The organism is Streptomyces sp. PL-25 (genome assembly GCF_058344915.1).
The window spans coordinates 5,548,473-5,560,321 of sequence record NZ_CP136997.1 but is presented as its reverse complement, the minus strand read 5'-3'; the positions used below and the strand labels follow the sequence as shown (position 1 = coordinate 5,560,321).

The 11,849-nt window shown below is 68.5% G+C and carries 8 protein-coding genes, 1 rRNA gene and 1 pseudogene; 2 read left to right on the top strand and 8 right to left on the bottom strand.

The genetic code is table 11. The features are described 5' to 3' along the window. Window positions 1–19: 19 nt before the first annotated feature. The 4 genes from R4Z62_RS25090 to thyX form a co-directional block, all read right to left on the bottom strand. Window positions 20–1,544, bottom strand: a 16S ribosomal RNA gene (locus tag R4Z62_RS25090). Window positions 1,545–2,027: 483 nt separating this feature from the next. Further along, the gene (locus R4Z62_RS25085; protein WP_064535576.1) at window positions 2,028–3,713 is read right to left on the bottom strand and encodes a ribonuclease J; all 1,686 of its coding nucleotides are present in this window, start codon (window positions 3,711–3,713) and stop codon (window positions 2,028–2,030) included. Window positions 3,714–3,912: 199 nt separating this feature from the next. Next, window positions 3,913–4,812 carry a 4-hydroxy-tetrahydrodipicolinate synthase gene (gene dapA, locus R4Z62_RS25080; RefSeq protein WP_064535575.1) on the bottom strand — a complete coding sequence of 300 codons (900 nt, stop codon included), beginning with the start codon at window positions 4,810–4,812 and terminating at the stop codon, window positions 3,913–3,915. A 235-nt stretch (window positions 4,813–5,047) separates the two neighbouring features. After that, window positions 5,048–5,788, bottom strand: a complete 741-nt coding sequence (gene thyX / locus R4Z62_RS25075; RefSeq protein ID WP_064535574.1) for an FAD-dependent thymidylate synthase — start codon at window positions 5,786–5,788, stop codon at window positions 5,048–5,050. A 201-nt stretch (window positions 5,789–5,989) separates the two neighbouring features. On the opposite strand from thyX, the gene R4Z62_RS25070 reads away from it, so the two are divergent. Together R4Z62_RS25070 and R4Z62_RS25065 are read left to right on the top strand one after the other, a co-directional pair. Beyond that, complete coding sequence (locus R4Z62_RS25070) at window positions 5,990–6,223, top strand: hypothetical protein (RefSeq protein WP_064535573.1); 234 nt, start codon at window positions 5,990–5,992, stop codon at window positions 6,221–6,223. 134 nt (window positions 6,224–6,357) lie between these two features. Continuing rightward, entirely contained in the window at window positions 6,358–6,912 is a 555-nt protein-coding gene (locus tag R4Z62_RS25065) for an SCO5741 family PH domain-containing membrane protein (protein WP_064535572.1), read from the top strand. Window positions 6,913–6,949: 37 nt separating this feature from the next. Here the strand turns inward: R4Z62_RS25065 and R4Z62_RS25060 are convergent, their stop codons facing one another. The 4 genes and pseudogenes from R4Z62_RS25060 to R4Z62_RS25045 all read right to left on the bottom strand — a co-directional run bounded on the left by R4Z62_RS25060 (window position 6,950) and on the right by R4Z62_RS25045 (window position 11,830). Further along, complete coding sequence (locus tag R4Z62_RS25060) at window positions 6,950–7,405, bottom strand: tetratricopeptide repeat protein (protein WP_018569358.1); 456 nt, start codon at window positions 7,403–7,405, stop codon at window positions 6,950–6,952. An 11-nt stretch (window positions 7,406–7,416) separates the two neighbouring features. Continuing rightward, on the bottom strand, window positions 7,417–8,169 hold the full coding sequence (gene dapB, locus R4Z62_RS25055) for a 4-hydroxy-tetrahydrodipicolinate reductase (RefSeq protein ID WP_491520943.1): 753 nt from the start codon (window positions 8,167–8,169) through the stop codon (window positions 7,417–7,419). Between the two features lie 40 nt (window positions 8,170–8,209). Then, window positions 8,210–9,589 carry a M16 family metallopeptidase gene (locus R4Z62_RS25050; protein ID WP_491520942.1) on the bottom strand — a complete coding sequence of 460 codons (1,380 nt, stop codon included), beginning with the start codon at window positions 9,587–9,589 and terminating at the stop codon, window positions 8,210–8,212. Then, a pseudogene (locus R4Z62_RS25045) lies at window positions 9,586–11,830 on the bottom strand (polyribonucleotide nucleotidyltransferase). Before R4Z62_RS25045 ends, R4Z62_RS25050 begins: the two are co-directional and overlap by 4 nt. Window positions 11,831–11,849: the final 19 nt, after the last annotated feature.

Genomic DNA, 11,849 nt, shown 5'->3' with positions numbered 1-11,849 from the left:
GTGAGAATGTGCTCCTTAGAAAGGAGGTGATCCAGCCGCACCTTCCGGTACGGCTACCTTGTTACGACTTCGTCCCAATCGCCAGTCCCACCTTCGACAGCTCCCTCCCACAAGGGGTTGGGCCACCGGCTTCGGGTGTTACCGACTTTCGTGACGTGACGGGCGGTGTGTACAAGGCCCGGGAACGTATTCACCGCAGCAATGCTGATCTGCGATTACTAGCGACTCCGACTTCATGGGGTCGAGTTGCAGACCCCAATCCGAACTGAGACCGGCTTTTTGAGATTCGCTCCACCTCACGGTATCGCAGCTCATTGTACCGGCCATTGTAGCACGTGTGCAGCCCAAGACATAAGGGGCATGATGACTTGACGTCGTCCCCACCTTCCTCCGAGTTGACCCCGGCGGTCTCCCGTGAGTCCCCAGCACCACAAGGGCCTGCTGGCAACACGGGACAAGGGTTGCGCTCGTTGCGGGACTTAACCCAACATCTCACGACACGAGCTGACGACAGCCATGCACCACCTGTACACCGACCACAAGGGGGACCCTGTCTCCAGAGTTTTCCGGTGTATGTCAAGCCTTGGTAAGGTTCTTCGCGTTGCGTCGAATTAAGCCACATGCTCCGCCGCTTGTGCGGGCCCCCGTCAATTCCTTTGAGTTTTAGCCTTGCGGCCGTACTCCCCAGGCGGGGCACTTAATGCGTTAGCTGCGGCACGGACGACGTGGAATGTCGCCCACACCTAGTGCCCACCGTTTACGGCGTGGACTACCAGGGTATCTAATCCTGTTCGCTCCCCACGCTTTCGCTCCTCAGCGTCAGTATCGGCCCAGAGATCCGCCTTCGCCACCGGTGTTCCTCCTGATATCTGCGCATTTCACCGCTACACCAGGAATTCCGATCTCCCCTACCGAACTCTAGCCTGCCCGTATCGACTGCAGACCCGGGGTTAAGCCCCGGGCTTTCACAACCGACGTGACAAGCCGCCTACGAGCTCTTTACGCCCAATAATTCCGGACAACGCTTGCGCCCTACGTATTACCGCGGCTGCTGGCACGTAGTTAGCCGGCGCTTCTTCTGCAGGTACCGTCACTCTCGCTTCTTCCCTGCTGAAAGAGGTTTACAACCCGAAGGCCGTCATCCCTCACGCGGCGTCGCTGCATCAGGCTTTCGCCCATTGTGCAATATTCCCCACTGCTGCCTCCCGTAGGAGTCTGGGCCGTGTCTCAGTCCCAGTGTGGCCGGTCGCCCTCTCAGGCCGGCTACCCGTCGTCGCCTTGGTGAGCCACTACCTCACCAACAAGCTGATAGGCCGCGGGCTCATCCTGCACCGCCGGAGCTTTACAGTCTCCAAGATGCCTTGGAGACTCGTATCCGGTATTAGACCCCGTTTCCAGGGCTTGTCCCAGAGTGCAGGGCAGATTGCCCACGTGTTACTCACCCGTTCGCCACTAATCCCCACCGAAGTGGTTCATCGTTCGACTTGCATGTGTTAAGCACGCCGCCAGCGTTCGTCCTGAGCCAGGATCAAACTCTCCGTGAATGCTTCCCCGTAATTGGGGCGACACCACGAGAGCGGAACCAAGGGAAGGAATGTTCCCCCGGTTCACAGCGTCCTCGCTGTGTTTTCTTCAAAGGAACCTCGTCCCGACCATGGCGGCCGGAGACGGGGTATCAACATATCTGGCGTTGACTTTTGGCACGCTGTTGAGTTCTCAAGGAACGGACGCTTCCTTTGTACTCACCCTCTCGGGCTTTCCTCCGGGCGCTTCCCTTCGGTCTTGCGTTTCCGACTCTATCAGATCCTTTTCCGATCCGATTTCCTCGGTGCTTTCCAGGTTCCCGCTTCCGCGTTTCCCTTTCCGGCGGATCCGACTTTATCAGAGATTCTGAGTCGGATTTCCCGCCCCCTCCGGCAACCATGTGGAGCGCCTGAAGCGTCCTGGTTCCCGGCTGGGCGGAGCCGTAAACGTACTGGAGCGGGGCGCCCCGATGCAAATCGAGGCGCCCCGCTGCCTGTTCGGGCTCAGACCTCCACGACCACCGGGAGGATCATCGGCCTGCGCCGGTAGGTGTCGGAGACCCACTTGCCCAGCGTGCGGCGGATGAGCTGCTGCATCTGGTGGGAGTCGGCGACGCCCTCCTGGGCGGTCTTCTCCAGAGCCTGCGTGATCTTGGGCATGACCGCGCCGAAGGCGGAGTCGTCGATGCCCGAGCCGCGGGCCTGGACGTGCGGGCCCGCGGTGACCTTGCCGGTGGTGGAGTCGACCACCACGAAGACCGAGATGATGCCCTCGTCACCGAGGATCTTGCGGTCCTTCAGCGCGGGCTCACCCACGTCGCCGACCGAGAGGCCGTCGACGTACACGTAGCCGGCCTGGACCTTGCCGGAGATCTTGGCCTTGCCCCCGACGAGGTCGACGGTCACGCCGTCCTCGGCGATGACGATCCGGTCGTGCGGCACACCGGTCAGCGCGCCCAGTTCGGCGTTGGCGCGCAGATGGCGCCACTCGCCGTGCACCGGCATCAGGTTCCGGGGGCGGCAGATGTTGTAGAAGTACAGCAGCTCACCGGCCGAGGCGTGCCCCGAGACGTGCACCTTGGCGTTGCCCTTGTGCACGACGTGGGCGCCCCAGCGGGTCAGGCCGTTGATGACGCGGTAGACCGCGTTCTCGTTGCCGGGGATCAGGGAGGACGCCAGGATCACCGTGTCGCCCTCGACGATCCGGATCTGGTGGTCCCGGTTGGCCATGCGGGACAGGGCCGCCATCGGTTCGCCCTGGGAGCCGGTGCAGACGAGGACCACCTCGTGGTCGGGCAGGTCGTCCAGCGTGCGGACGTCCACGACCAGGCCCGGCGGGACCTTCAGATAGCCGAGGTCCCGGGCGATGCCCATGTTGCGGACCATGGAGCGCCCGACGAAGGCGACCCGGCGGCCGTACTCGTGGGCGGCGTCCAGGATCTGCTGGATGCGGTGGACGTGGCTGGCGAAGCTCGCCACGATGATCCGCTTGCCGGCGCCGGCGAAGACCTGGCGCAGCACTCCGGAGATGTCCCGTTCGTGCGGCGTGAAGCCGGGGACCTCGGCGTTCGTCGAGTCGGAGAGGAGGAGGTCGATGCCCTCCTGGCTCAGCCGGGCGAAGGCGTGCAGGTCGGTGAGGCGGTTGTCCAGCGGAAGCTGGTCCATCTTGAAGTCGCCGGTGTGGACCACCATGCCGGCCGGGGTGCGGATGGCGACGGCCAGCGCGTCCGGGATGGAGTGGTTGACCGCGACGAACTCGCAGTCGAAGGGGCCGATGCGCTCCCGGTTCCCCTCCGCGACCTCCAGCGTGTACGGCCGGATGCGGTGTTCCTGGAGCTTGGCCTCGATGAGCGCGAGGGTCAGCTTGGAGCCGATCAGGGGGATGTCCGGCTTCTCCCGCAGGAGATAGGGGACGCCGCCGATGTGGTCCTCGTGGCCGTGCGTGAGGACGATGCCCTCGATGTCGTCGAGGCGGTCCCGGATGGATGTGAAGTCCGGCAGGATCAGATCGATTCCGGGCTGCTCCTCCTCGGGGAAGAGCACTCCGCAGTCGACGATCAGCAGGCGTCCGCCGTACTCGAAGACCGTCATGTTGCGGCCGATCTCACCGAGACCGCCGAGCGGGGTGACGCGGAGGCCACCGTCGGCGAGCGGCGGGGGCGGCGCGAGTTCAGGATGCGGGTGACTCAAAAGACCCTCCTCACCACACGCGCCACGTACCGGTGGGCACGTGGCGCGCGTGACTTCGTGCTGAAGCAGTTGTCGTTGTGGACTGCGCAGGCACCGGTGGCCTGCGGTTTCTCGTGCGTGTTCAGTTGTGGTGCCCGGTTCCCGGATGTGGTTTCCGGGTGGATCCGGGCGGTGCGAGAGAACTCGCGAAGTCCTGTTGTCAGAGCTGTACCCCGCCGGCGGCAAGATCGATCTTGAGCTGCTCGGTCTCTTCGGACGTCAGCTCGACCATGGGCAGCCGCAGCGGCCCGCCGGGCAGGCCCTGGAGGGCGAGCGCGGCCTTGGTGGTCATGACGCCCTGGGTGCGGAACATGCCGGTGTAGACCGGCAGCAGCTTCTGGTGGATCTCGGTGGCCTTCTGGACGTCGCCGGAGGTGTACGCGTCGACGAGGGTGCGCAGCTCGGGGGTGACGAGGTGGCCGACGACCGAGACGAAGCCGACCGCGCCGACCGAGAGCAGCGGCAGGTTCAGCATGTCGTCGCCGGAGTACCAGGCGAGCCCGGAGCGGGCGATGGCCCAGCTCGCGCGGCCGAGGTCGCCCTTGGCGTCCTTGTTGGCGACGATCCTCGGGTGCTCGGCGAGGCGGACCAGGGTCTCCGTGTTGATGGGGACCCCGCTGCGGCCGGGGATGTCGTAGAGCATGACGGGCAGGCCGGTCGCGTCGGCGATCGCCGTGAAGTGCCGGTACAGGCCCTCCTGCGGGGGCTTGTTGTAGTACGGCGTGACGGTGAGCAGGCCGTGCGCGCCGGCCTGCTCGGCGGCGCGGGCCAGCTCGACGCTGTGGTGGGTGTCGTTGGTGCCGACGCCGGCCACGACGTGGGCGCGGTCTCCGACGGCGGCCACGACCGCGCGTACCAGCTCCGATTTCTCCGCATCGCTGGTGGTGGGGGACTCGCCGGTGGTGCCGTTGACGACCAGGCCGTCGTTGCCTGCGTCCACCAGGTGGGCGGCGAGCCGCTGCGCGCCGTCGAGGTCGAGTGCGCCGTCCGCCGTGAAGGGCGTGACCATGGCGGTGAGGACCCGCCCGAAGGGGGTCTGCGGAGTCGAGGTCGGAGCCATGGGTAACACGCTACTCGCTGCTCAGGCCGGGGTCTGCCCTCGGGGCGGGCGACAAGTCGTGACAAGAGTGGAGCCCGGCACTGCCTGCTCGGGGGTTCAAGCAGTGCCGGGTCCGTTCGATCAGGCTAGATAACTTCCATAAATGCCGCAATACGGACACTTCGCACGGTCGATCCGCACATCTGTGCCTGGCTGCGCCCCGGGGAAGGACGGGGGCGCGCGCCGCCGGTGCGGGCTACGGGGCCACCCGGCCGTTCGCGTTGAACGCGGCGTACGTCAGGGGCATGAGCTTCGCCCACTCGGCCTCCATCCGCTCGCCGACCATCTCGATCTCCCGCTGCGGGAAGGACGGCACCTTGGCCAGCTCGTGCTGGGTGCGCAGCCCCAGGAAGTGCATCAGCGAGCGAGCGTTGCAGGTGGCGTACATGGAGGAGAACAGCCCCACCGGCAGGACGGCCCGCGCGACCTCGCGGGCGACCCCGGCGGCCAGCATCTCCTGGTAGGAGGCGTACGCCTCGCGGTAGGTGTCCTCCATGACCCGGCCGACCAGTTCCTGCTGGGCCTGGGTGCCCTCGACGAACTCGTACTTGCCGGGCCGGCCCTGCTGGACCAGCTTGCGGGACTCGTCGGGGACGTAGAACACCGGCTGGAGCGTCCGGTAGCGACCGGATTCCTCGTTGTAGGACCATCCGACCCGGTGCCGCATGAACTCGCGGAAGACGAAGATCGGGGCGCTGACGAAGAAGGTCATCGAGTTGTGCTCGAAGGGGCTGCCGTGCCGGTCCCGCATCAGGTAGTTGATCAGGCCCCGGGAGCGCTCGGGGTCCTTGCCCAGTTCGTCGAGGGACTGCTCGCCGATGGTCGAGACGCGGGCAGCGAAGAGCACGTCCGCGTCCGAAGCGGTGTGCTTGACCAGCTCGACGGTGACATCGCTGCGGAAGCTGGGCTTCTGGTCGTCGGCGGGGGTGTCGGTCACGGCGCGGGGGGTCCTTCCTTGCACGGCTGTCGGGCGGCGCCCACTCTACGGGGGCCGTCCCACGGGTAACGGTTCGCCCACGCGCCCCATGAATTTTCCGGAAAAGGGCACCTTTCCGGTCACTCATGCGTCTGTATGAGTGAGACACGCCCGTTCGAGTCCGCGCGGGGCCGACCGACCCCCGAAGGGAGCCGTACCTCCATGTTCCGTCGACGCGAGCCCGTCCCGTTCGCCTTCGTCGCAGAGGCCGACCGGTTCCGCAGCAATGTCGCTCCCCCGCCCCGGCGGCGGGCGTCCGTCGCACAGCTGGCCGGCCGCTGGCTGCTGGGCCTGACCATCGTCGCGGGGCTCGTGGGCTCCCTGGTGCTCGGGATGCCCGCGCTGAAGACCACGGACTCCCCCACGCAGACCCAGCAGGCCTCCGACGGCCGCTGAGACCGCCGACCTCTCGGATCCCCTTCCCCTCCCGCGCCCAGCCACCCCCTTGGCCCCCCGCGGGTGGTGAGCGGCGACACGGCCGGATAGCCTCACCGGGCACAGCCCCAGCGTGGATTGAGTGAGGACCCGCCGTGCCCCTGCCCTTCCTGACGGCCGAACGCGCCTTCGACGCAGCGGACGATGTCGCGCTGCCGTTCGACGACCGTGAGCGCTGGCGGCGGCCCTACCGCCCCGGCCCCTGGCGGGTGGGGGTGGCCGCGCTGGTGCTGCTGATCGCCTCGTTCATCATGCTGTCGGCGGTGGTCATCGCGCTGACCGGCGCGCTGACCGGCGGCGCGGTCTGCCTGCTCGTGGGCGTCCTCGTCATCGCCGCGGCGCTGCGGCTGCTGCGCATGGGCGTGTGGGTGAGCGCGCGCGGACTGCGCCGGACCGGCTTCCTGGTCACCCGTACGATCCCGTGGGCCCAGGTCGTGAGCGTCCGTACCGCCCAGCAGCCGGTGCGCTGGCTCGGGCTGCCGCGGACGGTGCAGGGCCAGGCCCTGCTGCTGGTCCGCAGGGGACGCCCGCAGGAGTCCGTACCGCCGCTGCTGACCACGCACAACGCCGACTTCCTGAGCCGGATGCCGGCGTTCGACCGGGCGGCGGACACGCTGGAGGCGTGGGCGGACGAGTACCGGCAGCGCTGAGCCGGTACGCGTCGCCGGGCCGTTCCTCGTCCCGGTCTCAGGCCGCCTGGACGGGCTTGCCCCGGTGCAGGGCGATGGCGCGCTGCATCGCCTTGCGTGCCCGGGGGGTGTCGCGGGCGTCGTGGTAGGCGACGGCCAGGCGGAACCAGGTGCGCCAGTCGTCGGGGGCCGCTTCCGTCTCGGCCTTGCGCAGCGCGAAGACCTCGTCGGCCGAGTCACGGTCGATCCGTCCGCTGGGCGTGCGCCTGAGCTGGTCGACGGGCAGGCCGCCCTCGGCGTCGAGTTCGGCGGCGAGCTGGTTGGCCCGGCGGACGAACTCGGTGTTCTTCCACAGGAACCACAGACCGATCACCGGCAGGATCAGTACGGCGATCCCGAAGGTGACCGTCACGAGCGTGCCGGACTCGATGAGCAGGACGCCGCGGCTGCCGACCAGGACGAAGTAGAAGACCAGGACGGCGGCCGTGACGAGGTAGGTGATCTTCGCGCGCATGGGTCTGGGGCTCAGTTCAGGTCGAGGAAGTGCTCCAGGCCGAAGGTCAGGCCCGGAGTGGTCACCACGCGGCGCACGCCGAGCAGGATGCCCGGCATGAAGCTGCTGTGGTGGAGCGAGTCGTGGCGGACGGTGAGCGTCTCGCCCTCGCCGCCCAGCAGGACCTCCTGGTGGGCCAGGAGCCCGCGCAGCCGCACGGCGTGCACGGGGACACCGTCGACGTCCGCGCCGCGGGCGCCGTCCAGGGCGGTGGCCGTGGCGTCCGGCGCCGGGGCGGTGCCGGCCTCGGCGCGGGCCGCGGCGATGAGCTGGGCGGTGCGCGTGGCCGTGCCGCTGGGGGCGTCCACCTTGCCCGGGTGGTGCAGCTCGATGACCTCGACGGACTCGAAGTAGGGCGCCGCGATCTGGGCGAACTTCATGGTGAGCACGGCCCCGATGGAGAAGTTCGGGGCGATGAGCACACCGGTCTGCGGGGACCGGTCGAGCCGGCCGCGCAGCCGCGCGAGGCGGTCGTCGGTCCAGCCGGTGGTGCCGACGACGGCGTGGATGCCGTGGTCCACGCAGAAGTCGAGGTTGTCCATCACCGAGTCGGGGGTGGTCAGCTCGACGGCGACCTGGGCGCCGCACTCGGTGAGCGTCTCCAGCTTGTCCCCGCGGCCGAGGGCGGCGACCAGCTCCATGTCCTCGGCGGCCTCGACGGCCCGTACGGCCTCGGAGCCGATCCGGCCCCCGGCACCGAGGACCGCCACGCGCAGCTTGCTCATCTCTTGCTTCCTTTGACCGAAGGGGTGCGGCAACCGGGCGTCAGGCGACCGCGTCGTGCAGGCGGGCGGCCTGCTTGTCCTTGAGCGGGCCGATGACCGACAGGGACGGGCGCTGTCCCAGGATGTCGCGGGCGACCTCGCGGACCTCCTCGGGGGTGACCGCGGCCATCCTGGCCAGCATGTCGTCGACGGAGAGGTGCTCGCCCCAGCACAGCTCGCTCTTGCCGATGCGGTTCATCAGCGCGCCGGTGTCCTCCAGGCCGAGGACGGTGGAGCCCCGGAGCTGGCCGATGGCGCGGTCGATCTCGTCGTCGGACAGGCCGTGCTCGGCGACGTGGTCGAGCTCGTCGCGGCAGATGCGCAGCACGTCGTGCACCTGGCTGGGCCGGCAGCCGGCGTAGACGCCGAAGAGGCCGCAGTCGGCGAAGCCCGAGGTGTAGGAGTACACGCTGTAGGCCAGGCCGCGCTTCTCGCGGACCTCCTGGAAGAGGCGGGAGGACATGCCGCCGCCGAGGGCGGTGTTGAGGACGCCGAGGGCCCAGCGGCGCTCGTCGGTGCGGGCCAGGCCCGGCATGCCGAGCACCACGTGGGCCTGTTCCGTCTTCCTGTTCTGGAGTGCGACGCGGCCCGCGGTGCGCAGCGCGCGGCGGCCGTCGCGCGGGGCGATCGGCTCGGCCCCGGTGTTCGCGAGGGCGCCGGCCTTCTCGAAGGCGGCGCGGACCTGGCGTACGACCTTGGCGTGGTCGACGTTGCCGGCGCAGGCGACCACGAGGTGGGTCGGGTCGTAGTGCTTCTTGTAGAAGCGGCGGATGCGGTCGGCGGTGAGGGCGTTGACCGTGTCGACGGTGCCGAGGACCGGGCGGCCCAGCGGGTTGTCGCCGAACATGGTGTGCGCGAACAGGTCGTGCACGCAGTCGCCGGGGTCGTCCTCGGTCATGGCGATCTCTTCGAGGATGGCGCCGCGTTCGACGTCGACGTCCTCCTCGCGGATCAGCGAACCGGTGAGCATGTCGCAGACCACGTCGATGGCGAGCGGCAGGTCGGTGTCGAGCACGCGTGCGTAGTAGCACGTGTACTCCTTCGCCGTGAACGCGTTCATCTCGCCGCCGACGGCGTCGAGGGCGGCGGAGATGTCCAGGGCGGAGCGGCGGCCGGTGCCCTTGAAGAGCAGGTGCTCCAGGTAGTGGGTGGCGCCGTTCAGCGAGGGGGTCTCGTCGCGCGAGCCGACGTGCGCCCAGATGCCGAAGGTGGCCGAGCGCACGGAGGGCAGGGTCTCGGTGACGACGCGCAGGCCGCCGGGGAGGGTGGTCCTGCGGACGGTGCCGATGCCGGCGGTGCCCTTGATCAGGGTTTGGGTACGGGCGACGGCCCGCGCCTCCGAGGAGGTGCGGGCCGTCGCCTTGAAGCCACGGGACGTCACTTGGCGGCGTCGTCCTTCTGCTCCGAGCCCGCGGCGGAGCCGCTGTCGGACGCGGTCTCTTCGCCCTCGATCACGGGGATCAGGGAGAGCTTGCCGCGGGAGTCGATCTCGGCGATCTCGACCTGGACCTTCTGGCCCACGCCGAGGACGTCCTCGACGTTCTCCACGCGCTTGCCGCCGGCCAGCTTGCGGATCTGCGAGATGTGCAGCAGTCCGTCCTTGCCGGGCATCAGCGAGACGAAGGCGCCGAAGGTGGTCGTCTTCACGACCGTGCCCAGGTAGCGCTCGCCGACCTCGGGCATCGTCGGGTTGGCGATGCTGTTGATCGTGGTGCGGGCGGCCTCGGCGGCCGGGCCGTCGGCGGCACCGATGTAGATGGTGCCGTCGTCCTCGATGGTGATCTCGGCGCCGGTGTCCTCCTGGATCTGGTTGATCATCTTGCCCTTGGGGCCGATGACCTCACCGATCTTGTCGACCGGGATCTTCACGGTGATGATCCGCGGCGCGTTGGGGGACATCTCGTCCGGCGTGTCGATCGCTTCCATCATCACGTCGAGGATGTGGAGGCGCGCGTCACGGGCCTGCTTGAGGGCGGCGGCCAGGACGGAGGCCGGGATGCCGTCCAGCTTGGTGTCGAGCTGGAGGGCGGTGACGAACTCCTTGGTGCCGGCGACCTTGAAGTCCATGTCGCCGAAGGCGTCCTCCGCACCGAGGATGTCGGTGAGGGTGACGTAGTGCGTCTCGCCCTCGATCTCCTGGGAGATCAGGCCCATGGCGATGCCGGCGACCGGGGCCTTGAGGGGCACACCGGCGTTCAGCAGGGACATGGTGGAGGCGCAGACCGAGCCCATGGACGTCGAGCCGTTGGAGCCGAGGGCCTCGGACACCTGGCGGATCGCGTAGGGGAACTCCTCGCGGGTGGGCAGCACCGGCACGAGCGCGCGCTCGGCGAGGGCGCCGTGGCCGATCTCGCGGCGCTTGGGCGAGCCCACGCGGCCGGTCTCACCGGTGGAGTACGGCGGGAAGTTGTAATTGTGCATGTAGCGCTTGCGGGTCACCGGGGAGAGGGTGTCCAGCTGCTGCTCCATGCGGAGCATGTTGAGGGTGGTGACGCCCAGGATCTGGGTCTCGCCACGCTCGAACAGCGCGGAGCCGTGCACCCGCGGGATGGCCTCGACCTCGGCGGCCAGCGTACGGATGTCCGTGACGCCGCGGCCGTCGATACGCTTCTTCTCCTTGATGACGCGCTCGCGGACCAGGGTCTTGGTCAGCGAGCGGTACGCGGCGGAGATCTCCTTCTCGCGGCCCTCGAACTCGGGCAGCAGCTTCTCGGCGGCCAGGCCCTTGACGCGGTCCAGCTCGGCCTCGCGCTCCTGCTTGCCGGCGATGGTGAGCGCCTGGGCCAGCTCGGGGCGGACCGCGGCGGTCAGCGCCTCCAGGACGTCGTCCTGGTAGTCGAGGAAGATCGGGAACTCGCCGGTCGGCTTGGCGGCCTTGGCGGCGAGGTCGGACTGGGCCTTGCACAGCACCTTGATGAAGGGCTTCGCGGCGTCCAGACCGGCGGCGACGACCTCCTCGGTGGGGGCCTCGGAGCCGCCCTTGACCAGCTGGATGGTCTTCTCGGTGGCCTCGGCCTCGACCATCATGATCGCGACGTCGCCGTCCTCCAGGACACGGCCGGCGACGACCATGTCGAAGACGGCGTCCTCCAGCTCGGTGTGGGTCGGGAACGCGACCCACTGGCCGTTGATCAGCGCGACGCGGACGCCGCCGATCGGGCCGGAGAAGGGCAGACCGGCCAGCTGCGTGGACGCGGAGGCGGCGTTGATCGCCACGACGTCGTACAGGTGGTCGGGGTTGAGCGCCATGACGGTGCAGACGACCTGGATCTCGTTGCGCAGGCCCTTGCGGAAGGACGGGCGCAGCGGGCGGTCGATCAGGCGGCAGGTGAGGATCGCGTCCTCGGAGGGGCCGGCCCTCCCGGCGGAAGAAGCTGCCGGGGATCTTGCCGGCCGCGTACATCCGCTCCTCGACGTCCACCGTGAGGGGGAAGAAGTCGAGCTGGTCCTTGGGGTTCTTCGAGGCGGTGGTGGCCGACAGCACCATGGTGTCGTCGTCCAGGTACGCCACGGCGGAACCGGCGGCCTGCTTGGCCAGGCGGCCCGTCTCGAAGCGGATGGTGCGGGTGCCGAAGGAACCGTTGTCGATGACGGCTTCGGCGTAGTGGGTCTCGTTCTCCACCAGCGTTTTCTCCGTTTAC

Coding starts and splice junctions, on each gene's coding strand:
- dapA (WP_064535575.1), bottom strand. CDS start 4,812: ATGGCTCCGACCTCGACTCCGCAGACCCCCTTCGGGCGGGTCCTCACC.
- R4Z62_RS25070 (WP_064535573.1), top strand. CDS start 5,990: ATGTTCCGTCGACGCGAGCCCGTCCCGTTCGCCTTCGTCGCAGAGGCC.
- R4Z62_RS25060 (WP_018569358.1), bottom strand. CDS start 7,405: ATGCGCGCGAAGATCACCTACCTCGTCACGGCCGCCGTCCTGGTCTTC.
- dapB (WP_491520943.1), bottom strand. CDS start 8,169: ATGAGCAAGCTGCGCGTGGCGGTCCTCGGTGCCGGGGGCCGGATCGGC.